The 25,022-nt window shown below is 65.8% G+C and carries 21 protein-coding genes; 9 read left to right on the top strand and 12 right to left on the bottom strand.

Annotated elements, in window-relative coordinates; all coding sequences use genetic code 11:
- The first annotated feature begins 142 nt into the window (after positions 1 to 142).
- From HV681_RS01640 to HV681_RS01625, 4 genes are all read left to right on the top strand, one after another.
- Positions 143 to 2,020, top strand: a complete 1,878-nt coding sequence (locus HV681_RS01640; protein ID WP_175121406.1) for a PAS domain-containing sensor histidine kinase — start codon at positions 143 to 145, stop codon at positions 2,018 to 2,020.
- Positions 2,017 to 2,667 (top strand): response regulator transcription factor, encoded by a 651-nt coding sequence (locus tag HV681_RS01635; RefSeq protein ID WP_175121405.1) that lies wholly within the window; start codon positions 2,017 to 2,019, stop codon positions 2,665 to 2,667. Before HV681_RS01640 ends, HV681_RS01635 begins: the two co-directional genes overlap by 4 nt.
- A 116-nt stretch (positions 2,668 to 2,783) precedes the next feature.
- Positions 2,784 to 3,164 (top strand): response regulator transcription factor, encoded by a 381-nt coding sequence (locus tag HV681_RS01630; RefSeq protein WP_175121404.1) that lies wholly within the window; start codon positions 2,784 to 2,786, stop codon positions 3,162 to 3,164.
- Positions 3,165 to 3,310: 146 nt separating this feature from the next.
- Positions 3,311 to 4,147, top strand: coding sequence for an alpha/beta fold hydrolase (locus HV681_RS01625; RefSeq protein ID WP_175121403.1), 837 nt, complete (start codon positions 3,311 to 3,313; stop codon positions 4,145 to 4,147).
- 69 nt (positions 4,148 to 4,216) lie between these two features.
- Here HV681_RS01625 and HV681_RS01620 read toward each other — a convergent pair whose 3' ends face one another.
- The 3 genes from HV681_RS01620 to HV681_RS01610 form a co-directional block, all read right to left on the bottom strand.
- Positions 4,217 to 5,146, bottom strand: coding sequence for a CysB family HTH-type transcriptional regulator (locus HV681_RS01620; RefSeq protein WP_175121402.1), 930 nt, complete (start codon positions 5,144 to 5,146; stop codon positions 4,217 to 4,219).
- A 10-nt stretch (positions 5,147 to 5,156) separates the two neighbouring features.
- Complete coding sequence (locus HV681_RS01615; RefSeq protein ID WP_175121401.1) at positions 5,157 to 5,504, bottom strand: VOC family protein; 348 nt, start codon at positions 5,502 to 5,504, stop codon at positions 5,157 to 5,159.
- 230 nt (positions 5,505 to 5,734) lie between these two features.
- Complete coding sequence (locus HV681_RS01610) at positions 5,735 to 6,568, bottom strand: DUF4189 domain-containing protein (RefSeq protein ID WP_254594861.1); 834 nt, start codon at positions 6,566 to 6,568, stop codon at positions 5,735 to 5,737.
- Positions 6,569 to 6,872: 304 nt separating this feature from the next.
- Here HV681_RS01610 and HV681_RS01605 point away from each other — a divergent pair, with 304 nt between their 5' ends.
- Positions 6,873 to 7,439 (top strand): hypothetical protein, encoded by a 567-nt coding sequence (locus HV681_RS01605; protein ID WP_246282780.1) that lies wholly within the window; start codon positions 6,873 to 6,875, stop codon positions 7,437 to 7,439.
- Positions 7,440 to 7,465: 26 nt separating this feature from the next.
- On the opposite strand, the gene HV681_RS28005 is transcribed toward HV681_RS01605, so the two are convergent.
- From HV681_RS28005 to HV681_RS01575, 6 genes are all read right to left on the bottom strand, one after another.
- Entirely contained in the window at positions 7,466 to 11,065 is a 3,600-nt protein-coding gene (locus HV681_RS28005) for an autotransporter outer membrane beta-barrel domain-containing protein (RefSeq protein WP_175121400.1), read from the bottom strand.
- A gap of 179 nt (positions 11,066 to 11,244) precedes the next feature.
- On the bottom strand, positions 11,245 to 12,894 hold the full coding sequence (locus tag HV681_RS01595; RefSeq protein WP_175121399.1) for a PepSY-associated TM helix domain-containing protein: 1,650 nt from the start codon (positions 12,892 to 12,894) through the stop codon (positions 11,245 to 11,247).
- A 17-nt stretch (positions 12,895 to 12,911) separates the two neighbouring features.
- Positions 12,912 to 13,202 carry a hypothetical protein gene (locus HV681_RS01590; protein ID WP_175121398.1) on the bottom strand — a complete coding sequence of 97 codons (291 nt, stop codon included), beginning with the start codon at positions 13,200 to 13,202 and terminating at the stop codon, positions 12,912 to 12,914.
- A complete protein-coding gene (locus HV681_RS01585) occupies positions 13,189 to 13,491 on the bottom strand; it encodes a hypothetical protein (protein ID WP_175121397.1) in 303 nt (100 codons plus the stop codon). Before HV681_RS01585 ends, HV681_RS01590 begins: the two co-directional genes overlap by 14 nt.
- An 88-nt stretch (positions 13,492 to 13,579) precedes the next feature.
- A complete protein-coding gene (locus HV681_RS01580) occupies positions 13,580 to 15,733 on the bottom strand; it encodes a TonB-dependent receptor (protein ID WP_175121396.1) in 2,154 nt (717 codons plus the stop codon).
- Positions 15,734 to 15,931: 198 nt separating this feature from the next.
- On the bottom strand, positions 15,932 to 16,813 hold the full coding sequence (locus HV681_RS01575) for a LysR family transcriptional regulator (protein WP_254594859.1): 882 nt from the start codon (positions 16,811 to 16,813) through the stop codon (positions 15,932 to 15,934).
- Positions 16,814 to 16,916: 103 nt separating this feature from the next.
- On the opposite strand from HV681_RS01575, the gene HV681_RS01570 reads away from it, so the two are divergent.
- Entirely contained in the window at positions 16,917 to 17,666 is a 750-nt protein-coding gene (locus HV681_RS01570; RefSeq protein ID WP_175121394.1) for a glucose 1-dehydrogenase, read from the top strand.
- A 63-nt stretch (positions 17,667 to 17,729) separates the two neighbouring features.
- On the opposite strand, the gene HV681_RS01565 is transcribed toward HV681_RS01570, so the two are convergent.
- Positions 17,730 to 18,368: a DUF2625 family protein gene (locus HV681_RS01565; protein ID WP_175121393.1), complete on the bottom strand. Its 639-nt coding sequence runs from the start codon at positions 18,366 to 18,368 to the stop codon at positions 17,730 to 17,732.
- A gap of 258 nt (positions 18,369 to 18,626) precedes the next feature.
- Here HV681_RS01565 and HV681_RS01560 point away from each other — a divergent pair, with 258 nt between their 5' ends.
- Positions 18,627 to 19,961, top strand: a complete 1,335-nt coding sequence (locus HV681_RS01560) for an MFS transporter (RefSeq protein WP_175121392.1) — start codon at positions 18,627 to 18,629, stop codon at positions 19,959 to 19,961.
- A gap of 190 nt (positions 19,962 to 20,151) precedes the next feature.
- Complete coding sequence (locus HV681_RS01555; protein ID WP_175121391.1) at positions 20,152 to 20,892, top strand: SDR family oxidoreductase; 741 nt, start codon at positions 20,152 to 20,154, stop codon at positions 20,890 to 20,892.
- Between the two features lie 23 nt (positions 20,893 to 20,915).
- Here the strand turns inward: HV681_RS01555 and HV681_RS01550 are convergent, their stop codons facing one another.
- Together HV681_RS01550 and HV681_RS01545 are read right to left on the bottom strand one after the other, a co-directional pair.
- Positions 20,916 to 22,829 carry a B12-binding domain-containing radical SAM protein gene (locus HV681_RS01550; protein ID WP_175121390.1) on the bottom strand — a complete coding sequence of 638 codons (1,914 nt, stop codon included), beginning with the start codon at positions 22,827 to 22,829 and terminating at the stop codon, positions 20,916 to 20,918.
- A 79-nt stretch (positions 22,830 to 22,908) separates the two neighbouring features.
- Complete coding sequence (locus HV681_RS01545) at positions 22,909 to 24,114, bottom strand: alpha/beta hydrolase family protein (protein ID WP_175121389.1); 1,206 nt, start codon at positions 24,112 to 24,114, stop codon at positions 22,909 to 22,911.
- 251 nt (positions 24,115 to 24,365) lie between these two features.
- On the opposite strand from HV681_RS01545, the gene HV681_RS01540 reads away from it, so the two are divergent.
- Positions 24,366 to 25,019, top strand: a complete 654-nt coding sequence (locus tag HV681_RS01540; RefSeq protein ID WP_175121388.1) for a hydrolase — start codon at positions 24,366 to 24,368, stop codon at positions 25,017 to 25,019.
- The last annotated feature ends 3 nt before the right edge of the window (positions 25,020 to 25,022 follow it).

Here is a 25,022-nt window from a genome sequence, read left to right as displayed (position 1 = left end):
ATTGCGTGCCCCCGGTTTCCTGCCCGACGCGCGCGCCCTTACCCAGAGGTGGATCTTGCTCACGTCGACACTCGGCCGCGCACCTGGCCAGCCGCCGCAGCAGTCGCGTCCCGGCGCCCCGGAGACCGCGGGCCCGCATCGCATGCAATTCCTGTTTCGCGCGGCCGCCCTGCTGCTGGCGCTGGTCATTGCCGTGGTGGACACATTCACCGACTTCGACGGCGCCGTGGCCGTGCTCTATGTCGTGGTGGTGCTGCTGGCGGCGCGCACATTCCGGCGCCTGGACATCATCGTGGCGGGCACCGGCGGCATCGTGCTCACCATCGCGGCCTATCTGAATTCCCACGGTCTGAACCATGTGGGTTCGCCCACGGCCCGGGCGCTGGTCAGCCTGGCCGCCATCGGCATTGCGGCGCTGCTGGCGCTGCAGAACCAGAGCGCCACCCGCAGGCTCGCCGCGCAGGCGCGCCTGCTCAATCTGTCGCACGACATGATCTTCGTGCGCGACCACCAAGGCGTGATCAACTTCTGGAACCGCACCGCCGAAGACGCCTATGGCTGGCCCGCCAGCATGGCGCTGGGCCGCGTTGCCGATGACCTGCTGCATACCCGCTACCCCGACCGCCGCGAGGCCATCGAGGCCGAACTCCTGTCTACCGGCAGCTGGGATGGTACGTTGGAACAGAAGACCCAGGCCGGCGCCACGCTGGTGCTGGAAAGCCGCTGGGTGCTTCAACGGGATCATCAGGGCCGGGTCACCGGCGTCATGGAAACGCATCGCGACGTGACCGACCGCAAGGCCGCCTACACCGCGCTGGTCAGCAGCGAAAGACGCTACCGCCGCATGTTCGACGCCAGCCGCATCGGTGTCATCCAGGAAGACTGGCGCGCCGTGCGCACCGAGCTGACCGCCCTGGGTCTGATGGATGGCCCCGCCCTCACCGCCCACCTCGCCCAGCATCCCGAGTTCATCGGCCAGATGCGCAAGCTGACCGACGTGGATGACATGAATCCCGCGTTCCTGGCCATGGTGGGCCGGCCGGCCGCCCCAAGCGCACCCTACTCCGTGGACGACATCCTGTGCGAAGACGACCGCATGTTTGCGCGGTCCCTGACGGCGTTCGCCCAGGGCGACGCCTTCCACGAAGGCGAGACCGAGGTCGTGCACGCGGACGGCTCGCGGGTGCCGGTGCTGTTCACCATCACCTTTCCGCCGGCCGACGACGTGGACGGTTCCGTGCTGGTCTTCGTGGTGGACATCACCGAGCGCAGGCAGGCGCAGGACGCGCTGCTGCTGGCGCAGACCGAACTCGCGCACGCGGCGCGTGTCGCCACGCTGGGCGAACTGACGGCGTCGATCGCGCACGAAGTCAACCAGCCCTTGATGGCGGTCGTCACCAGCGGCGACGCGGGCATGCGCTGGCTGCGCCGTCCCCAGCCCGATCTGCATGAGGTCGAGCTGGCCATGGAACGCATCATTTCCGAAGGCCGGCGCGCCAGCGAGATCGTCAAACGCATTCGTGCGTTCCTCAGCAAGGCGCCGGTGCAGCAGGCCCCGCTGGATATCGGCGCCGTCATCGACGAAGCCACCCGCCTGGTCGCACACGAACTCACGCGCGAGCGCGTGGCGCTGCAGGTGGACATCGAGCCGGGCCTGCCGCTCATCATGGGCGACCGGATCCAGCTTCAGCAGGTGCTGGTCAACCTGATGGTCAACGCCAGCCAGGCCATGTCCGGCCAGACGCAGGCCCGCCAGTTGTCCGTCAGCGCCCGGCGCCACGACGACGGTCTGGTCGCCGTTTCCGTGGGCGATACCGGTCCGGGCATCGCGCCGGACGACCTGGAACGCCTGTTCGATCCCTTCTTCACCACCAAACCGCAAGGCATGGGCATGGGCCTGCCGATCTGCCGCACCACGGCGCAGGCCCATGGCGGCAGCCTTACCGTCGAAAACAAGCCTGGCGCGGGTGCGGCCTTCACGCTGACGCTCGCCACCACGCAGGGGAACCCTTCCACATGAACCACCTTACCGCCACCGGGGCCGCGCCCGCTGCTCCGCAATCCCAGGTGATCGTCGTCGACGACGAGGCCAGCGTGCGCGCCTCGCTGGACAGCCTGTTCCGCTCGATCGGCCTGCGCACCACCCTGTGCGCCTCGCCCGCCGAACTGCTGCAGATCCAGATTCCCGACGCGCCCGGCTGTATCGTGCTGGACGTGCGGCTGCCGGGCATCAGCGGCCTGGACTTCCAGGACCAGCTCATCCGCCAAGGCATCGACCTGCCGATCGTGTTCATCACCGGCCACGGCGACATTCCCATGACCGTGCGCGCCATGAAGGCCGGCGCGGTCGACTTCCTGTCCAAGCCATTCCGCGAACAGGACATGCTGGATGCGGTTTCGGCTGCCATCGAGCGTGACACCCAGCGCCGCTCCCGCGATGCAGCCATGGACGGCCTGCGCGCCCGCTACGAGACCCTGACCCCGCGCGAGCGGGAGGTCATGGCGCACGTGGTGTCGGGCTTGATGAACAAGCAGGTGGCGGGCCTGATCGGCCTGAGCGAGATCACCGTCAAGATCCACCGCGGCCACGTCATGCGCAAGATGGGGGTCCGATCGCTCGCCGATCTGGTCCGCCATGCCGAGGCGCTGGGCGTTTCCGCGTCCTGACCCGGGGATGGGACAAACCTCCGTATGATTTTCGCGCCAGGCGCAAAGGTTCATAACGGAACATGCCGGGCATCGGATGCGCATCGTGATCCGACCGGCCCGAAGGATTTTCTTACATGAACCACACACCCACTATCGCGGTTGTCGACGACGACGAGGGGGTCAGGATCGCGCTTTGCAGCCTGCTTCGCTCGCTTGGTTACGAGGTGCGCGCCTATGGCTCGGGTCCCGAGTTCCTGAACGACCCGCGAGGCAGCGACCCGGACTGCATGATCACCGATGTCCAGATGTCGCCGATGACGGGCGATCAGCTGCAGGCCGAGCTCATCGCGTCAGGGCGCCGCTTTCCCCTGATCTTCATGACGGCCTTCCCCACCGAGGCGGCGCGGCAGCGGCTGCTGGCGTTGGGCGCCTGTGCCTACCTGGACAAGCCGGTGGACGGCGAAGCCATGGCGCAGTGCGTGGCCGACGCGTTGCAAGGCGCGCAGCCCGCGTAAAGGCGGGAGGTGGCAGATTGGACACATCCGCCGCCAAACCCCGCCTATACCTTTGTATGACGCGCCAAGCCCAGCGTAGGATTTCCCGGTGACGCATAAGGCCCTAGTCTATCCCTGCGGTCCAACTACCCCCCGGAGAACCAGACATGAGCACGATCACTACCCCCGATGGCGTTGAAATCTTCTACAAGGACTGGGGCCCCAAGACGGCCCAGCCCATCATGTTCCACCACGGCTGGCCGCTGTCCAGCGATGACTGGGACGCCCAGATGCTGTTCTTCCTCGCCCAGGGCTATCGCGTCATTGCGCACGACCGCCGTGGCCACGGACGCTCGACCCAGGTCAGCGACGGCCACGACATGGACCACTACGCCGCGGATGCCGCCGCCGTGGTTCAACATCTGGACCTGCGCAACGCCGTGCACATCGGCCACTCGACGGGCGGCGGCGAAGTCGCCCGCTACGTCGCCCGCCACGGCGAGCCGCAGGGCCGCGTCGCCAAGGCCGTGCTGGTCAGCGCCGTCCCGCCGCTGATGGTCAAGACTGAATCGAACCCGGGCGGCACGCCCATCGAAGTCTTCGACGGCTTCCGCAAGGCGCTGGCCGACAACCGCGCGCAGTTCTTCCTGGACGTGGCCGCGGGCCCGTTCTACGGCTTCAACCGCGACGGCGCCAAGGTCTCGCAGGGCGTGATCAACAACTGGTGGCGCCAGGGCATGATCGGCGGCGCCAAGGCGCACTACGAAGGCATCAAGGCCTTCTCCGAGACCGACCAGACCGAAGACCTGAAGGCCATCAGCGTGCCGACGCTGGTGATGCATGGCGACGACGACCAGATCGTGCCGATCGACGACGCCTCGCGCCTGTCGGTCAAGCTGCTCAAGAACGGCACGCTGAAGGTTTATCCGGGCTTCCCGCACGGCATGCTGACGACCCACGCGGACGTGATCAACGCCGACCTGCTGGCATTCATCAAGAGCTGATCCGGTAGTTGCGATATGAAAAAGGAAGGCACCGCGCCTTCCTTTTTTTTCGCCCCGATGACCGCGGCGTCAGCCGTCGCCCTTCAGCTCTCGCTCCACCACTTCCCGTGTCAGCGTGGGCACGAACATCTCCACAAAATGGAAGGCGTAGCCGCGCAGCCATGCGCCGCGCCGGATCGCCAGCCGCGTCAGGTTGATCTCGAAAAGATGCCGCGCATCGATGGCGCACAGCCGGCTGTCGCGCTCGGCGTCCCAGGCCACCGCGGCCACGATGCCGACGCCCAATTCCAGTTCCACGTACGTCTTGATCACATCCGCATCCATCGCGGTCATGACGATGTCGGGCGTGATGCCTGCGCGTGCAAAGGCTTCGTCGATATGCGCGCGGCCCGTGTAGCCGCGCCCATACGTGATGATGGGATAGCGCGATAGCTGCGACAGCGTGACGCCGTCGTGCTGGCGCGCCAGCGGATGGCCTCGCGGCACGATGACGCTGTGACTCCACCGGTAGCACGGCAGGTTCACCAGGCCTGGGTAGTCCGCCACGGCTTCGGTCGCCACGCCGATGTCGGCCTCGCCTTCGAGCAGCATCTCCGAGACCTGCCTGGGCGAGCCCTGGTGCAGATGCAGCACGACCTCGGGGTAGCGCTGGCGAAATTCCTTGATGACCGGCGGCAAGGCATAGCGCGCCTGCGAGTGCGTGGCCGCGATCGACAGCACGCCTTTCCGGCTGTCCGCATACTCTGCGCCCGCATGCCGGATGTTGTCAGCCGCCTGCAGGATCTGCTCCACCAGCGGCAGGATCAATTCGCCGGGCGGCGTAAGTCCGATCAAACGTTTGCCCGAACGCACGAAGATGTCGACGCCCACCTCTTCTTCCAGTTCGCGGATCTGCCGGCTGACGCCAGGCTGGGAGGTGTGCAGGCTTTCCGAAACGTCGGTCAGGTTGAAGTCGCGGCGCACGGCTTCGCGCACGGATCGCAATTGCTGGAAGTTCATCGTGCGCGCCTCAGTCCAGGATGGCCAGCTGATTGCCGGACGGATCCTTCACGTACATGACACGCGGCAGCGCATCCGGCAGCGAGCACACGGGATGATGACCCGCCAGGCGCAGGCGCGACAGGATGTCGTCGTAGGCGCTGGGCTTGATGCCCAGGTAGTCGGGTTTGACCGCGCGGCTCACTTCGTCCACCGGCGACAGCGACAACGTGGCGTCGCCCAAGGCGAATCGCAGGCGGTCGCCGTCGCCCGGCATCTCTTCCAAACCGATGATCCGATGGTAGAAATCGCGGACGGCCTGATGCCGTTGCGACAGGAATGGAAGCTGTACCGATTCGATCGAAAGTCGCGATGACATGCCCTGCCGCCTGCTATGGAACAGGGCTGATTCTAGGCCGCGCAAGTACAACCAGACAAAGAGGTTGTAATTGCTTGGACATTGCCAGAAGCCTTAAAGACGCGGGCTTATTTGCATATATGCGCCGATAGCTTGCGCGCTTTGGCGGTCCCCGCCGCGCGGCGCCTTCAACAAAACAAACGGGCCCGCAGGCCCGTTTGTTTTGAATGCGGCATTGTGCTGCGCCAACATCAGTTCGGCTTTTCGCCCTCGCCGGCATAGCCGTCGATATACGGGCGGCCCGAGCAACGCACCATCGCCACGCAGGCCGGGCTGCCGGTCTTGGCGCTGCAAGCGGCACGCGACTCATCGCGGGCCGTCTTCGGATCAGGGTTGAGGACGGTGAAGTTGGTGCCGCGCCCCTTGGCTCCCTTGGGCCACGCGAGACCGACGCAGCTGTCGGTGTACGTCAGCACCTTCCGGCAGCCCTTGCAGTCTTCCCAATCCAGCAGCTTGGACAGCGCATCGTTTTCGTTGGGATAGCCGTCGGCATAGAGAAGGCCGCCTTCTTCGTTTTCGGCGATGGCGCCCCAGTATTCGCGCTGGTTCAGCTTGGCCGACAGCCGCTCCAGATCGGCGGGCGTGGCCTTCACGGGCGCCTGCATGTCGGCGGCGCTGTAACCCGGGCCCACGCACAGCGGCATGGTGGTCAGGCGGCATTTGCCGTCGGGACTGCCGGCGGTGCAGCGCCGGATCGCCTTCTTGGCGGCCATCTCGGGCGACACGCTGTTGCCCGGGAACAGATCCTGGACGGAGTTGCGCGCGTACACCATGCAGCTGTCGGAGAACCAGCTCAAGACCTTGCATTCCTTGCCGCCGGCCTTGCGGCATTCGGCCAGCGCGGCGGCTTCGGCCGCCTTGCCGTCGGTCTCGGGCAGCACCCAGAAAATCCGGGAATGCTTGCCGTCCGTGGCGATGCCGCCGTAGAGCTTTTCGGCGGCGTGCGCCGTGGGCGATGCCAGCCCCGCCACCAGGGCCAGGGCCGCGAACGCGGCGCGGATCAGGAATTGAAAGCGAGCGGGCATGATCGTCGTGAAATCCAGTGGATTGGGCGGGGACGATCTTAGCGCAGCGTCCCCGGGGTCCGTCCCTCTATGGCGTTGCTTAACCGGCATATTAGGTAACAAATTTCACACTTCGGATTGCGAACTCCGGCCCCCTTTTTCGGTAAAAATGTCGCACTTTCCAGCGCGGGCCATCCTTGTCTCGGCCGCGCGAATTGCCGTCGCGGGCGCCAGCGATCAATGGCCCCGTCACGAACAGAAACAATCGGCGCCGTGTCCTCGCCTACCGAGGGACCTGCCACCCCGCAAGCCTGGACCACACACCATGAAGCCGACACCGCATTCCAACCGACACCGCAGTTCCTTCCATCTGTTGACCGGCCTGCTCCTCACGCTGGGCCTGGCCGGCTGCGCGCCGATGCCCACCGGCGGCAGTTCCACGATGCCGTCGTTGAGCCAAGTGTTCAAATCGGGCCTGTCGTTTTCGCCTAGCGTGAACGTGGCCAAGAACATGGAAGGCCGCTCCATCGACGACGCCATTGCGGCGCTGGGCGAGCCCTCCAAAATCCGGCCGGTGGGCAACACGATGGAGCTGGAATGGTCGGACTACCAGTCCGCCCCCTACACCGAATGGGTGGTGGACAGCACCAGCCAGCAGGTCGTGGGCATGATCCCCGCTACCAACACCACGGCGGCCACGCCGGTGTTCCAGAACAGCAGCACCGGCCACTACGCCAACCGCACGCGTGTGTATGAGTGCAAGGTGCTGATGCGCATGCAGGACAGCGTCATCACCGACACCAGCGTCGATGGCAATGTGTGCCCGGAGTTCATCAGCGCGCTGCGCAAGTGGGCGGGCGAGGCCGAGGCGAAGAATTACGTCGTCAAGTAATTAGCGCGCGCGATGCTCCGCCATCGTTAGAAAATGATTTTGATCCCGGCGTTGAGGTTGTAGTTGCTGGACTTGCGGCTACCGATACCTTGCTCCGTGCCGGCTTGAACATTCAGGAAGGTATTTCCGCCCAGCAGGCTGTCGTATCCCAGCGTCAGACCCGCTCGCGGACCCGCAAGTTTGTTTTTGAAGGTGATGTCGCCCTGCGTGGCCGTCGCATAGCGGCTTGACGAGTGGCCTGCGGTGGTCAGGAGGTTGACCGTCGCCCAAGCCGTACTGGCCTTGGCGGAATCGGCATCCCATGTCTTGGACAGGCGCAGGCCCAGTCGGCCCGTCAAGCTGTTCACGCCGGGAAACTCCACCGCGCTTGCGTCGTCTTGGCTGCCCGAGAACTTGATCCGCTGATAGATCACCTGCGCCTGGGGCTCAAGCCGGAGGTTGCTGGCGTCGTCGCCGACGGTGAATGATTTCCCGGCCTCCGCGGAGATCAAGCCGCCCCACCCCGTGGTCGTCAACTGACCTGCGCCCGCAGCCGAATTGGCCTTGACGTCGTAGCGGCTGACCTGCGTGACCAGATCCAGATAGCTGCCCTTTCCATCCAGCAGCGTGAAGTAGCCGCCCAAGCTATACGCCGTCTGCTCGCTGCGCCCCGCGTCGACGGTTTCTTTGCTGACTTCCAGATAATGGTCCACGTCGGTCTTCATGGTGCTGGCTGACGCAAAGACCCCCGCACTGCGCCGCGACAAGCCTTGAAAGTTTACATAGACGTCGGTTCCAAGCTGGACGCCCGCCAGCCTGGAGCGCGTCGCGACGTCTTGCGCGGCCAGTCCGGCGCTGCTGCCGTGATTACGCCCCAAGTCCGCCAGGCTGCGTGCCCACACGATGGGGTAAACCTTGCGGGCCAGGCTTTCCGTGGCCCCCATCCGGTCATTCAGCGTGCCGACGGTCAGTTCTCCGTGGCGCGCGGCCTGATTGCCCAGTTGGGAATACAGGGAAACCTCGGGCCGCGCTTCGCTGCGCACATACCAATTATGCGGAGCAGCCTGTACGCCATTGACAACATTTGATCCGTGTTGCAACCGGTAGAGAAAAGCCCCTCTGCGGTTTGCCCCTGGCGTTTCCTCCCGTTGCACGAACGCGTTGTCGGTCAGGCCATTTGCCTGGACAACCATCACGCCGTCGCCGGTAAGCGCGTCCCCAACGGAGGATTCATCCATTTGCAGAACCAGATGTGTCGTTCCGACGGCGCCGCCGTTGAGCCGAATGAGATCGGTGAATCCGGTTTCCGTCGACTGCACATGCAGTTGGACGATACCGTCCTGGCCGTTCAGGTTGTCGGCGACCAGCACGCTGCCGCCGGATAGGCCATTGGCCGTGCCGGGCGGCATGAAGTTGATGCGGCCGGCAAGGTTGATCTCGCCAGCGAAGCTAATTATGGTCCCGTGACTGGTGGTCGCGTATACGGGGTTGTATGCGGGATTGTCCGGCCCGGTGAAAATGTTCCAGCGGCTGGAGGCATCCACGTTCAATGTGTCCGGCACATGCATCCAGCCGTTCAACTCTGCATTGCGCAAGGTCAGCGTGTGTTGCGGCGGGAGCTTTGCCATGACGCCCGCCGCGCTTGACATCGAGCCCAGCGTCGTACCGTCAATGGCCAGTTCTCCCTGGTTCAGCAGTGTCAAGCCGGTGTAAGTCAGCGGCCCCGTCAGCGTCGTCAGGCCCGGGCCCGCTTTCACCACGTTCCCTGTGCCGGCGATCGCATTGCCGAACACGAAGTCATCCGCGCGGTTGAACGCCAGCGTGCCGTGGTTGATGAAGGCGCCGCTTCCGATGGCGCCGCTTGTGCCGCCCGCGCCGAGTTGCAGCGTGCCGTCGTCAATATGCGTGACGCCGTGGAAGTTGCCGTCGGCTGCGATGGCCAGGGTGCCCCCGCCCGTCTTGGCAAAGTCGCTGCCGTCTCCGGTCAGCACGCCGTGCAGCACTGACTGCTGTCCGTCGTCGACGCTGATCGCGCCCGTGCTGTCAACGACCACATCATGGTGGAGGGCCGCGTTGTCCTGGAGCTGCAGCGTTCCGCCGTCCAGCGTCACGGCATCGAGCGTGCTGCCAAGACTGTCGCCGCTGGTGATGGCCAATGTGCCGCCCGTGATGCGCCACGCGGTGCGTGCCTGCGTGGGCGCATGGACCAATTGCCAGGTGCCTTCGGAGGCTTTCTCGAAAGCGGAGAAGCCCTGGTACACGTCCTTGTTGGCGCCAACGCCCCCCGCAGCGCCCAACTTCGAAACGTCGAAAGCCATTGAAGCGCCGGTCGTCGGGTCGACGCCTGCCGTGCCGTCAAGCACCAGCGTGTTGTTGGTGGATCGGGTGGCATCCACGGTGCCCTGGATATCGCTGCCGGCCTGCAACCTCAGCACTGAATTGTGGGCCGTGTCGGCGTACAGGATCGCCACCGATTGCTCCGACCCCGTGCCCGGGACAATGCGGCCGGCGTTCGTGATCACAGTGTTGGCGCCCACGACGTGTATGCCATAGCCGCCCAACGACGTGCCGCCAGCGCTTGACCCCGTAGGCCCGCCTTCGGCGCCGCCGCCTCTGCCCCCCAGGCCACCGGGCGCGCCGCCACCTCCGCCTCCGGCGCCGGTCCGGGAAGAAACGATGTTCGCGCCGTTCGTGCCATTCAGGTTGTTGGAGGCGCCAGGCTGCCCGCCACCCGCGCCGTAGGCCAACCCGCCGCCGGCCCCGGCCGCGCCACCGCAACCACTATCGGCGCCGTTGCCGCTTTCGCAGCCAAACGGATTGAGGCTGCCGCCCGCACCGCCGCCGCCGGCGCCATAAAAAGCGGTGCCCACGGTGCCATCCAGCCCTGGCTGACCGCCGTTGCCGCCGTCGCCTGGCAGCATAGGCACTCCATTCAAGGGAATATCGCCGCCACCGCCGCCGCCGCCGCCCGCGCCGCCCACGCCATCGCCACCTCGCCCCCCGGCGGCCGACCCCATGTTGAACGCGCTGCCGCCGCCGCCCCCGCCGCCGCCACCGGCGCCCCCTTGCATCAGATCCCGGTTGGTCAACACCGCGCCGTCCGCGGACAGCTCGACACCGTGTCCGCCCTGGCCGCCATTGCCGCCGGCTCCGCCGCTGCCGCTTACCTGGCCCCCGCCCCCGCCGCCACCGCCGCCACCGCCCCCCGCGCCGCCGATCAGACGTTCCGCGTTCTCGAACGGCGTGGTGTCCGTGATAACGACAGCGGTGTGCCCGGCGCCGCCATCGCCGCCGCGCATGCCGGATGTGCCACCCAAGCCGGCGACACCGCTTTCACCGATAATGTCCGCCAGCGCCGAAACCGGCGCCAGCAACGCCACGCTCGCGATGAAACACGTTGCACGGCGGTGTCTGAAAGCACCTGGACCGGCGTTCCCGCGATCAACGAATATGGATTTCTTTATTTTTGCGTGACCGGTTGCCTTTGAAACCGCATGCACGCCGCTTTCCACAGAATCGCACCTGCAACGCATGTTCCCCCCTGCTTGGATTGGCTGATAAATCCGCGTCGTCATCACGCCCAGCGAGTGGACCGGGAGCGGCGCAGCCAATTTCAATTGGTCGCGCTCGACGCAGGACGTTTGCATTAGGGGGCAATGCTAGAAAACCCTTCCGAATAAACATTGAGCACAAATACTCTGACTGAATCAGATCTGTCTGGTATTCATGTTTTAACGAGGATTGGATCGCCGGGCACAGAGACTAAAAATCTGCAATAGCGCGCGGTTTTTTGCTTGTATGAGGCGCCGGGCCGGCGGCCCGGCGCTCAAGCGTGCGTTTCAGCTGTGGTGTCCGCCTCGGGGCGCGAGCGCCGGAGCGCCCACGCGCTATCTGCCTCGCCGTGCGCCAGCCGTCGCTGCGTGACTCGCGCCTTCCATGCGAACCCGAGCGCCATGGCCAGCGCGGTCGCATCCACGCCCAACGTTGCTGCCGACGAGTGCGCCCACAAGCCGGTTGACGGCGCCACCACGCCCAACAGTGAAGTCAACGGAATTGCCAATGTGAACGCGGCCGCCAGCCATAGCAGATGCACCGCCGCCGCGGCACCGCCTCGCAAGAACGACCAGACAATGGCCCCGAAGAACGCCGCGTAGTACAGCCCTTTGATCCACATGTCCAAGTCGGCGACATTCCCATGCAAACCCTTGGCGGCGAACATCATGAGCGAAATGCCGCACACGCTGCCCAGGCACACGCCCACTGTCGCGGACGCCATCAACCGCGTGTCGAGCCGCTGCACCGGCACCGCGCCGGTTCGCCGGTCCGCGCGCTTGCGCCGCGACTCGATCCAGAGCAGGTTGCCGCTGTAGAACAGCCACGCGCCCGCCAGCCCCAGCAGGAAATACAACCACTGCACCGCCGCGCCGCCGAAGGACGCCATGTGCAATGCAAAGAAGCTGCTGACCCACAGGTTGGCCGCATCCTGGCGACCCGGCAGGTAGTCAGTGTTGAGCACCTTGCCGCTGTACGGGTCCATCGCCACGAAGCCGCCGCGGGCGCGGGGCGACACCGCGGCCGGGTCCTTGCCCCAGATGCGGACGATGGCGCGTGGCGCGGTCACCTGCGTGTACTGCAGCGCAATGGGCTCGAACGATGGCGACAGCCTGCGCGCATGCTGCAGCAACTCTTGCGGCGTCAGCATGGCGGACGGATCGCGCGGCGCGGCGTCGGGCGTAGCGCCACCACCGCGCTGAAACACCGATTCCAGCTTGCCGCCGTACATCATCCGGTCCTGAATGTCGTAGATGCCATCGTGAAACGCGAACACGACCGAGCTGAGCGCCATCACGATATGGAACGGCAGCGAGATGATGCCCACCACGTTGTGCGCGTCCAGCCACATGCGTTTGCGGTTCTTGCCCACCCGCAGCGCGAAGAAGTCCTTGACCAGCGAAGGAATCAGGACGATGACGCCGGACACCAGCGCAATCGCATACAGCGACGCGACGACGCCCATGAACCAGCGGTTGGGGTCGCTGTCCGCCGGCAAACCGACCACGCGATGCAGCACGTCGATGAAATTGCCCAGCCCGCTGGGCTCGGCCTCGCCGATCTGCACGGCCCCGGCCGCGTCCAGGCGGGCGACATAATGCCGCACGGATGACTCGTCATGGTCGTCGGCCTGCGGGTCGCGCACTTCCCATGCCATGCGCGCAGGCACGTTCTCGGTGGGCTGCAGATGAATGGTGAAGCCCTTGGCCACGTCGGGCCGCGCCGCCAGCGTCTTGGCGATCAGGTCGGGCGCGGTGTCAAGCGGCGCCATCGCCACGTCAGGCCGCGGCGACGCCCAGCGCGCGATAGGTTCCTTGAAGAGGGTCAGCGCCCCCGCATAGAACGCAATGAACAGCGCCATGCCGGTCAGAATGCCCGTCCAGGTATGGACGGATTTGTAGATGCGGATGTAGTCGGCTCGCATGATGGCGATCCTCCTGCTTATAACGCGCCGGCCGCGTACAGCCCGCCGTACAGCGCCAGGCAGATCCCGCCCAGCCAGCACCAGGCGCGCAGACCGCTGCCGAAGAAGTAGACGGTGGACGCGATGCCCAGCCACACGGGCGGCACCAGCCACATGGCAAGCTGCGAGCGCGTCGCAAGCGGTACGGCGGAAGTCAAGGCGGCCAGCAGCGCGCTGCCGCCCAGGGCGATCACGAATCCCAACAACGTGCCGGCCAGGGTCTTTGAGACCCAGTCACGGCGGATGGGCGCGGGCTTAGCGGGCGTCATCGCGTACTCCCCCGGGCACGCCTCTGCCGTACATCCGACGCAATACGCCCAGATGCGGAATCAGGCAGAAGAACAGCATCAGCGCCGTACAGAATACGAACACCGCGGTGACCACGGTGAATCCGTACAAGCATCCCCAGCCGCCCAACGCCAGCAGCGCGATGCCTGCCGTGCGGGCGGGCGCGGCGGGCCACGGGGCGCTTGCCCATTGCTGGTTGGGCGATGCGCGATAGATGCAGAAGCAGCCGATGCACACGGCAATCAGGCTGGCAAGAATGAGGACTGGCATGGTCACCCCGGAATAAATGATGTCTGGGTCCGCCGCACGCCCCGATCGCTGGAACGGAGGGCGCGGCGGACGCCATGCAGGCCGCCTGTCAGAAGGTGATGGCGGCGGACGCCATGACGCTGCGGGCGGGCCCCAACGTCGCAATGGGCGTGGTGTCGCTGAAGATGCCCGCGTAGTAATACTTGTTGAACACGTTGTTGACGTTCAGGCGCAGCACCACGTCGCGGCCATTGACCTTCGTCGCATAGCGCGCGCCCAGGTCGACCTGGCCCCAGCCGGGGATATCGATGTTGTTGGCCGAATCCGCGTACTGGCGCGACGTCGCCTGGACGCGTCCGGTCAGCGTCAGGCCAGGTACCCACGGCGTATCCCATTCCACCCCGGTGTTGACCTGCCAGCGCGGCGCGCCGACGGCAGTATTGCCGTTGTAGCGGCCATATGAAGTCTTGACCTGCGTACCCTGCGTGTACGTGACGCCGCCCAGCACGCGCACGCCCTGCGCGATCTCGCCAAACGTATTCCACTCGACGCCGCGCACGCGCTTTTCGCCACCGTCCGCATAGGTGGGCTGGGCGGTGGAGCCTTCGGTCACGAGCATCGGCTTGTCGATCTCGAAGAGCGCCAGCGTGTTGGTGAAGGTGCCGGCGTTCCACTTCACACCCAGCTCCTTCTGCTTGGTCTTGTAGGGCGCAAAGACTTCGCCAAAGTTGGTCGCGGTGGTGTCGGTGACGCTGTCGCCCTTGCTCAGGCCTTCCACGTAGTTCGCGTAGAACGACAGATCGGGCCCCCACGGCTTGACGACGACGGCCACCGCTGGCGTCACGGCGTCTTCGTCGTAGCGCGCCGTGGTCTTGCCAGTCTTGTCGAAGTTGCTGGTCTTCACGCGCTGGTTGCGCACGCCACCGGTCACGCGCAGCTTGTCGTCCAGGAACGACATGGTGTCGACCAGCGCCAGGCTGGTCAGCGTGTTCTCGCTGGTTTTGGGCGGGCTGCCCGGCAGTGCCGGCATGACCGGCGTGATGGGGTTGTAGATGTTGGAGCGGAACACCGATGCCGGACCGGTGGCAGATCCGTCCTCGAGCTTGAGGTAGGACGCCTGCAGCACGAGTTCATGGCCCACGCTCCCCGTCTTGAAGCGTGTGCGCAAGCCGCCCTCGGCGGTAGTGGCGTCGGTGTAGGCGCGCTGGCCTACGATCTGGCCGGTGAAATCGCCGTTGGGTTGGATCTGCCGGGCATGCGTGCCGTTGATGAGGCCGGACTGGTCGCTGTCACGCCGGCCAACGCCCCCGAACGCCGACACGTGCTCATTGAAGCGGTACTCGGCCTGCCCCATGACGGCGTTGCTCTGGATGCTGCCGTAGGCGGTGCTGAACTGGTTGATGCGAGGATCGGGCGCGACCGGCACCACCGGGCTCGCAAACCAGAACATGGCCGGCGTGCCGCCCGTGAATGATTCCTGGCTGTGGTAGGCGTCGATGGACGCCGTCAGCGCGCTGCCGCGGTAATCCAGGCCAGCCGATAGGAATTCGCGCTTTCTGGACTGGCCGTCCAGCGTGGTGGCGCCGTCGCTGAACGAACCGTTGAAGCGCGTGCCCCATTCGTTGCGGGTCCCAAAGCGCCGGCCGGCGTCAATCGTGGTGCCCAGTTGCCCATCGGACAGCCAGTCCACGCCGAACGTGGCCGTGGGCGTGTCGGTCGCGCGCTTGGTGACCAGATTGACCGTTCCGCCCACCGCGCCGCTGGGCGCCATGCCGCTGAACAGCGCGTTGGGCCCCTTCAGCACTTCAACCCGCTCGACGAATTCCACGGGCGTGCGGCCCATGGGCGCCAGGCCGTACATGCCGTTGATGGCCACGTCGTTCTGGTTGACGTCGAAACCCCGGATGCGGAAGTTCTCGTAGGCGTGGCCGCTGGAGGTCGTGAAGCGCACGGACGGATCGTTCGCCATGACGTCGGCCAGCGTGCGCGCCTGCTGGTTCTTGATGAGTTCGGACGTATAGCTGGTGACGTTGAACGGCGTGTCCATGACGGACTGGTTTCCCATCAGGCCGAGCCGCGCGCCTTCTGCGACTTGGCCCCCGGCATAGACCGGTGGCAGGTCCCCGTCGCCCAAGGCGCCCGCCGTCACGGTGACCGGCTGCAACGTCGTCGCCTGCTGCGCGTCCTGCGCGTACGCCGCGTGCAACGGCAACATCAGGGTGAGCGCCACGCCAGGGGCGATTCGCGCTACCCGCGAATCCATCAAAAACAATTTTTCCTCAGACACTTTCCACGCCCTCAAGTTCAATGCAAATGAGAATGATAGGCGCTTATCTTACGAAAAATATCGTTAACACGGCAGTGGTCAGCCTGGCGGGCGCGAAGAATTTGCGCTCGCGCAAACGATTCGATGTGGACCTGTTTTAATTCCGCCACACGTCCTGCGCTCGGTCGGATGACGCTATGCAAGCGACTGCAGTTGATCCGCCATGAACTCGATGAACAGCCGCGCCCGCATGGGCGCGTGGCGGCCGAAAGCGTGCAGCACGGACACCGGCACGCGGGGCAATTGCGCCTCGGGCAGCACCTCGGTCAGCCGCCCGGCCGCAAGGTCGTCGGCGACCGCCAGCCGCAGGATCTGGATAATGCCCAGGCCGCCCAACGCGGCCGCGCGCAGCGCCGTGCCGTCGTCGGTGTCGAACACGCCCTCCGGGCGCACCACCTCCCCCGATGCAAACGTGATGGGAAAAGGGCTTCCGGCCAGCAGATATCGCACATGCGCGTGGCGCGGCAGATCACCGATGCTGCGCGGTGTGCCACACCGCTTCAGATACGCAGGCGACGCCACCAGCGTCAGTGGCAGTTGCGCCAGTTGCCGCGCATTCAGTTCCGAATCCGCGACACGGCCCGCGCGGATCGCAAGGTCGAATCCTTCGCGGATCAGATCCACATGGCGGTCGGCAAGACTCATTTCCAGCTTTAAGTCCGGGTGCGCGGGCAGGAAGCGGTTGACGATGGGCGTCATCAGCAAGCGCCCCAGGTCGCCGGGCGCCGTGATCCGCAGGCGCCCTTGCGGGGTCGCTGCCGGCTGCATCACCTCGCTGGCATCATCCAACGCTCGCAGCAGCGGCGACACGCGCTCGTAGTAGGCCGCCCCCTCGGGTGTGAGCGACAGCACTCTCGTAGAGCGCTGGAACAGCCGGATGCCGAAACGCCGCTCCAGCCGCGCGATGGCCTTGGACACGGCAGAAGGCGACGTGCCCAGGATCCGGCCGGCGCTGCTGAAGGAGCCGGCCTCGACGGCAGTGGCAAAGGCAACCAACGCGGAGACGTCAGGCGGCATGTCCATTGATGACCTTGCGGAATAGGTGCTTGTACAAAGACCTCCTATTTAACGCCTTCTGGAATAGATAGAGTGGGCTTTCCTTCATCTTTCTGGAAAAACCATGACCCAACTACAGGGAAAAGTCGCCCTCATCACCGGGGGCAACAGCGGCATCGGGCTCGCTTCCGCCCTCGCCTTCGCCCAGGCCGGCGCGCAGATCGTCATCCTGGGCCGCCGGCAGGACGCGGTGGACGCAGCCGTGCGCGCCATCGGCCATGACGCGCTGGGTATCACGGGGGACGTGGCCGACCTGGACACGCACGACCGCGTGGCCGCCGACGTCCGGCAACGCTTCGGCGGCCTGGACATCTACCTGGCCAACGCGGGCGTCGCCATTCTGGAGCCGTCGGCGCAGGTGTCCGTCGAACACTTCGACCGTCAGTTCGCCACCAATACGCGCGGGGTGTTTTTTGGCGTGACCAAAGCCCTGCCCGTACTGAACGAGGGCGCGTCCATCATCCTGGTCAGCTCGATTGCCAGCGCCAAGGTACTGGAAGGCCATGCCGTCTATGCGGCAAGCAAGGCCGCCATCGAAGCCATGGCCCGCAGCTGGGCGTTGGAACTGAAGGCGCGGCGCATCCGCGTCAATGTCATCAGCCCCGGCCCGGTGGATACGCCCATCCTGGAAAAGCTGGGACTGCCCGCTGATCAGCGCGCGGGGCTGGACGACGCCATGGCCGCCGCCATTCCGCTGGGCCGGATGGGCCGCCCCGACGAACTGGCGCGCGCCGCGCTGTATCTGGCCAGTGACGAGAGCAGCTTTGTCACAGGCGCCAACCTGCGGCTGGACGGCGGGATGGCGCTGACGTAGGGCGCCGGCGCGCCGGGCGGGCTGTCAGCCGGCCGGGCCAATGCCCAACCTCAATGCCTAACCTCAATGCCCAACGTCAACGCCCAATGTCAGGGCGTAGTGTTCGGCGACATCGACCGCCTTGCGCGAACTGGCCGCCGGCGAGCCCTCCTGGGTCCACAGGAACGGATAGAACGAAAAGCACTGATCCGGGCCCAATGCCTTCACGTCGGCTTGCCATTCGGGCCAGCGCAACGCGGCATAGAAGTCCTCGATCCGTCCGGCCAGCATGGCTTGCAGGAAATCGGAGTAGCCCAGCTCCAGCGCCTCCCATTGCAGGTTGTCGGGCGCGCGGTAATAGAGCATGCCCGGATCATCGCCCAGCGCACCGCCGTTCAGCGCAAAGAAGCCGCCCGCTGCGTCGTCCGCCACAAGCAGGAAGCCATCCGCCCGCCCCGCGTTCCAGCCGGCCAGGTGGCGCGGTAGGCGCGGATGCCCGCTGCCCAGCACGCGAAGCCAGCCGCCATCAAGCAGCAGGCCGCCCGTGCCGTGCGCGATGGCTCCCATCGGGGACCGGGTCGTCACTTGCAACGCAAGCAGGACGTCGTCGTTGCGTGGGGAAGGCGGCAGGATTTCACACTGAATAGCCGCACCGGCAATCCAATCATGGACGAGCGGCAAGGCCGGCTCGGTTTCGTTGATGAGTTCGTTCAAAGGTCGCATGGGGCGCGATGCTGACCGGTTCAGCCCGATCTGGCAAGCCAGCCGCAAGCGCCCGGAGGGCCCGACAGCCCCCCCGCCAATCAGCGCTACAATCCGCGCCGGATTCCCGCCGAGCGTGCCCCGCGCCACCCGGCCCGCGCCCAAGCGCATGGCATTGCCCTCCCAAGCCAGGCGAACCATGACGCATTACCCCAAACCCCATTGATCGTTTGTCCGGTCGCACCGGATGCTTTTGCTGTTCTGGAAATCGAGGATTTCATGTCTCGGCAGTTGTTGGGCCTGGTGCTCGGGCCCCTACTTGGCTTGTTCGTTGTCTGCATCGGCAACGCTTTCATCTCTTCCCTCACGACCCTGCAGTTGGACGCCGCCGGCGAATCGGCCACGGTGGTCGGCATCATTTCCTCGTCGTACTTCATCGGGCTGACCCTGGGCGCGATCTTCAATGACCGCCTGATCCTGCGCATCGGCCATATCCGCGCCTACAGCAGCTTTGCGTCGCTGATCGCCGTGACGGTGCTGCTGCAGGGCCTGATCTTCAATCGCGAGGCTTGGTTCGTGCTGCGCCTGATCAACGGCTGGGCAAGCGTCGGCGTCTTTCTGGTGGTCGAGAGCTGGCTGCTGCTGGCGGGCGATGCCAAGATGCGCGGACGTCTGCTGGCGCTGTACATGATCGCGCTGTATGGCTCGGGCATGCTGGGCCAGCTGGAGCTGGGCGCGATCACCCGGCTGGGCGACATGGCGCCGTTCATGGTGGCCGGCCTGCTGGCGTCGCTGTCCGTGCTGCCCATGGTGATCATTCCGCGCGTGTCGCCGCTGGTCGAACGCGTCGAGCCGCTGCTGCCGCAGCATCTGGCGCGCATGACGCCCACGGGCGTGATGGGTTGCTTTGGCTCGGGCGTGGCCATTGCCGCCGTCTACACCCTGCTGCCGCTCTATCTGCAGCGCATCGGCCTGGACGTTGCCGAGGTCGGCAAGATGATGGGCGCGGTGATTCTGGGCGCCATGGTGCTGCAGTACCCGGTGGGACGCTGGTCGGATCTGCGAGACCGGCAGGTGGTGCTGATCGCGCTGGCCGTATTCTGCGCCGTGCTCAGCCTGCTGATCCTGATGCTGCCGCCGGGCTCGTCGCTGTTGATGCCGCTGCTGTTCCTGCTGGGCGGCGGCGTCTTTGCGATCTATCCGGTCGCCGTCAGCCACGCGGCCGACCGCGCGCCGGCCGACGCGCTGGTGCGTATGATCCAGGGGCTGCTGCTGATCAACTCGCTGGGATCGGCGCTCAGTCCGCTGGCGATTTCGCCGGTCATGGCGAAGTTTGGCGAAGCGGGCCTGTTCTGGTGTTTTGCGCTGTTGAACCTGGGGTTGGTCACGTTCTTTGTCTGGCGCCGCAACGAACGCCCCGCGCCCGCCCCCGTGGCGCCCTTTGCGGCCGCCGCGCAGATGTCGCCGGTGGGTGTGGAGCTGCGCGTGACCGATGACCTGATCCAGGGTGCGCTCGATCACGAAATGACCGAGGATCTGACCAACGCGGTACACGGCGCCGAGGCCGCTGAGCCGGTGCTGAACACGGTGCCGGACGCACCGCCGACGGCCTGAGGGGCGGCATCAAGCGGCAGATTCCGCACGTCTTTGCGCCAACACGGCGGGCCGGAACGCGCGCAAGCAAGGGGAATCGTACCGGCATGTATCCGCGATTCCTGCCGCACACACTGCGACTTGAATCCGGTGATGCACGGGCGCGGGTTCAGCGGGATGATGCAAGCACCTACTGAAAACGGTGCACATCATGGAACAAATCCCACCCCTTGAATCCCCCGCCGCGCTCGTGTTCGGCGGCTCCCGCGGCATCGGCGCCGCCATTGCCGCTAGGCTCGCGGAAGCCGGCTATGCAGTGGCGCTAACGTACGCCAGCCGCGCGGACAGCGCCAACTCGGTCGTCGCGTCCATCGAGGCCAGCGGTGGTCGCGCGCTGGCCATTGAAGCCGACAGCGCCGACCCGCAAGCCATCGCATGCGCAGTGGACACCGCCGTGCAACAGTTCGGGCCGCTGAGTGTCGCTGTCGTCAACGCCGGCATCTACCGCGCCAATCCGATCGGCGCAGTCCCGCTCGACGAGCTGGACCAGATGCTGGCAGTGAACGTGCGCGGCGTGTTCCTCGCCATCCAGGCGTCGGCCGCCAACATGCGCGACGGCGGACGGATCATCACCATCGGCAGCAACACCGCCATCCGGACCGGCTCGCCCGGCAGCAGCGTCTACGCCATGACCAAGGCCGCCGTCGCCGCGATGGTCAGCGGCGCGGCGCTGGACCTTGCGCCGCGCGGCATCACCGTCAACAACATCCAGCCGGGTCCCATCCAGACGGACCTGACGGCGGAATGGACGGCGCAGCTCATTCCCCGCATTCCGCTGGGGCGCATGGGCAAATCGACGGAAATCGCGGGTCTTGCGGGATTTCTGGCGGGGGCCGACGCCGGCTACATCACGGGCGCCAGCCTGACTGCGGATGGCGGCTTCGTGCTGTAACGACGCAAGCCAGGCCTGGACCACTACCCCCGCTGGCTCAGCGCGCGCGCAATCCGATGCCGCGCCACCGTCGTGCGCGGCACCTTGAACGGGAACCAGCTGCGCACATCCTCTTCCAGGCCGATGCCGTGCATGAAGTTGTAGATGGCCTTCTTCAAGCCCTTGCCCAGCGCGTCGTGGTCCACGCCCGTGGGGTCGTGAAAGCCCACGTCGTTCTTGGCGAACGTGACGTCGGGCAAGGGCTTGAGCGTGATGCCGTATTCGTCCGGGTTCAGTCCGACGGGTGAATGCACCGTACAGGCGAAGCGGTGAAAGAACCCGCTCTGGATGCAGTCGTTTTCGAACAGCTGGCGAACATATTCCAGCGCATCCACCGTGTCCTGCACGGTCTGCGTCGGAAAGCCGTACATCAGATAGGCGTGCACCAGCACGCCAGCATCGCTGAACGCGCGCGTCACTCGCGCCACCTGGTCGATCGACACGCCCTTCTTCATCAGGTTCAGCAGCCGGTCCGACGCAACCTCCAGGCCACCGGACACCGCAATGCAGCCGCTGTCGGCCAGCAGTTCGCACAGTTCCGGGCTGAAGGTCTTTTCGAAGCGGATGTTGCCCCACCACGAAATGCCGGCGTTGCGCTCGATCAGCTCGGCCGCCAGCGCCTTCAACGCCTTGGGCGGCGCCGCTTCGTCCACGAAATGAAAGCCGGTCTGCCCGGTCTCGGCCACGATGGTCTGAATGCGATCGGCCAGCACGGATGCGGATGCGCCCTCGTAACGGCCGATATAGTCCAGCCCCACGTCGCAAAAACTGCACTTCTTCCAGTAACAGCCGTGGGCGACGGTCAGCTTGTTCCAGCGGCCGTCGCTCCAGAGGCGGTTCATCGGGTTCAGCATGTCCAGCAGCGACAGGTAGCGATCCAGCGGCAGGCCGTCCCACGTGGGCGTGCCCACTTCGGCGAACGCGACGTCCGGTTCAACCAGGTTGACGTACCGCACCGCGCCGCTGTCCGCATCGCGCACGAACGTGCGCACCAGCCGCTGGCGCGACCGCTTGCCCTGCACGTGCTCCAGCAGCGCCAGCAAGGGGCGCTCGCCGGCGTCCAGCGTGACGAAGTCGAAGTAATCGAACACGCGCGGGTCTTTCAGTTCGCGCAGCTCGGTGTTGACGAAGCCACCGCCCAGCACGGTGACGATGGTGGGGTCCTGCGCCTTGATGGCCTGCGCGATGCGAAAGGCTGCATACACCGCCCCCGGGAACGGCACCGACAGCAGAACCATCGTCGGCTTGTGACGCGCCAGCGCCGCATCCGTCAGTTCGCGCAGCGTTTCGTCCACCAGGTTCATCGGTGCAGCCAGCGCCTCTGCCAGCGGGTCGAACGTCGGCTGGCTGCCCGCAAGCGATTCGGCATAGCGCACGAATTCAAAGCGCGGGTCGATGGCGTCACGCAGCACATCGGCCAGGTCGTTCAGATACAGCGTGGCCAAATGCTTGGCACGGTCCTGCAGGCCCAGCGCGCCAAACGCCCACGCCAGCGGATCGCCGCCATCCTCGTCCAGATAGACGTCCAGCGAGCTGAAGCGCGGGCCTTCCGGCAGATAGTTGCGCCCGGCAATGCGGTGCGCCAGCGTGGGATCGCGGCCTTGCAGAAAGCCGATCACCGGCCCAATGGTCGCCAGATAGCGCGCCTGCATGGCGACGAAGGCCTGGATCGGTTGCGTGTGTTTTTCAAGGGGCAGCGCGTCGATACGCTGCGCCACGGCGCGCAGGCCGTCGGCCGACAACAGGCGCAGCACCAGGGCAAGCGCCAGATCCTCCTGATACGCGGTGACCTCGCGCGAACGCAGGAAGCCGGTCAGGTAGGCGGTGGACGGGTACGGGGTATTCAGCTGCGTCATCGGTGGAATCACCGACAGCACGCGCAAAGGCAAGGTCGACATGAGGCACGGCAGGACTGCCGTCTAAAAAGCGGGGATCGGTGCAATTATAGGCAGCGCGGCGGGCGCGGCCCGGTCCGCCCTACAGCACGCCGTCCAGCCAGTCCAGCACGCGGCGGTTCAACAGGGAGCGGTTCGCGGATTCGCAGTGATCCCCCGCGCCCTCTTGCGCGGTGAAGCGCAGCAGCGTTTTGGGGCAGCGCAACTCGTCGAAGAACTGCAGCGTGCCAGACGCCAGCGGGTCGTTTTCGGCCAGCGTCATGAGCGTCGGGCACGTAATCTGGTCGACCCGGCCCTCCAGGGTGAACGGCTCGATTGCTCGCAGGTAGTCACGCAGATTGTCCACGCCGTGCACCCAGAAGCCGCGCTGCACCACCTTCCACGTCAGCACGGGGCTGCCCGTGACGAACTGCCAGAGGCGGTCCATCACGGGCTGGTCCACCTCACCCAGGTTCTGCGCGCTTTCCGGGCTGGCGCCCAGCTTGACGGCCAACGGCCGGAACGAGCCCGCGAGGCTACGTTGGCCCGGGTCCGCAATGCAGGCCGCCAGCCGGGGTTCGCCGGACGCCGCGCGGGGCGCCAGGTGGCCGCCCAGGCTCCAGCCGCTGAGTGCGATGCGTTTGGCGTCCACGATAGGCAGCGTGATCGCGTAGTCCACCACGGCGCGCACCACCGTCTCCCAGTCGGGCCGCATTGTCACGCCCTGTTCGTACAGCATGCCGCCCTGCCCTGGCCCGTCAAACACCAGGGCGTGATAACCCCGGCGCGACGCGGCCACGGCGCTTGCAAAATACATATCCGTCACCGTGGCGTCATAACCGTTGGTGAAGATGACGAGCGGCCTGACGTCCTTCTGATGGCCGACGGCCGGAATCAGATAGGCCGGCATATTCGCGCCGTCCAGCGGGATACCCACGGGCATGACGGGATGCGCAGACAGCGCGAGGCCTCGGTCGAAAGCCGCGATCTGCTTGCGAAAGGCCGCCAGCAACCGTGCATCCGTCGGCGCGCCATATAGCGGCCGGTAAGCCGTGCAATAGAAGGCGCTGGCTCGCAAGTGCAGTTCACGCGCGCTGGCAACAAGGTTGCGGCGTTCGGCCTCTAGCGCCTCGGCGGTCAACCGATCACCCGACGCCATCCAGGCCTCGAAGAATGCGGTGTCGTCCCCGTCGCCCACCGCCCGGCCCACCGCCAGCATTTCCCCCAGATCTGCACCGCCATAGGGTATGTAGGCGGCCGGCCGCATGCCGAAGTCGTCGTGCAGGTCGTTCTGGAAAGCCAGGCCCATGGGATTCTCCGAAAAGGAAATGTTGCGACGCGCCGGGACCGAAGCAGCGTAACCGAGCGACGCGCCCGTGGCGATACACCGTTTCGGCAATGCGTTTCGCCGATGCGCCCGGCCTATGCAGACCGTCTTTGCCGAAATGATCGCCAGCCGCGATCACAATCTTCAAACCGGCGGACTATCGTTCAATACGGCCCGCCGGGCGGCTGGCACATTGCAGGGGTCCCACACCCCGGCAACCGAAGGAATCACCCGTGCCTGTCATTGCGACCCCCGCCCCCGGCGCCAAGCTGCTGTCCGCACACGATCACACGCTGATCATGATCGACTTCCAGTCGCAGATGGCGTTCGCCACCCATTCCATCGACGCCGTCACGCTGCGCAGCAACGCCGCGTTGGTCGCCCATGCGGCCGCCGGATTCGGCGTGTCCACGATCCTGACGACGGTTGCCGAAAAAAGCTTCTCCGGCCCCATGTTCGAGGAAGTCACCGCCCCGTTCCCCGGCCGGCCGCTGCTGGACCGCACGTCCATGAACACCTGGGAAGACGCCGCCGTCATAAAGCAGGTCAATGAAATCGGCAAGAAGCGCATCGTGCTGGCCGGGCTGTGGACCAGCGTGTGCATTGTCGGCCCGGCCCTGTCGGCGCTGGACCAGGGCTTTGAAGTCTATGTGATCACCGACGCTTGCGGCGACGTGTCCGCCGAAGCCCATAACCGTGCCATTGAGCGTATCGTTCAGGCAGGCGGCCAGCCGGTCACCGCGTTGCAGTACCTGCTGGAATTGCAGCGCGACTGGGCCCGCATCGACACCTACGACATGACGACCGGCATTGCGCGGAAGTTCGGCGGCGCCTATGGCCTGGGCATCATCTACGCCAAGTCCATGTTCAACGCTCACGAAGGCTGACAG

The sequence above is a fragment of the Achromobacter animicus genome (genome assembly GCF_902859585.1).
Taxonomy (GTDB): Bacteria; Pseudomonadota; Gammaproteobacteria; order Burkholderiales; family Burkholderiaceae_B; genus Achromobacter; species Achromobacter animicus.
Note: the sequence above shows the minus strand (reverse complement) of the source record. Positions and strands in the feature narration are given on the sequence as shown.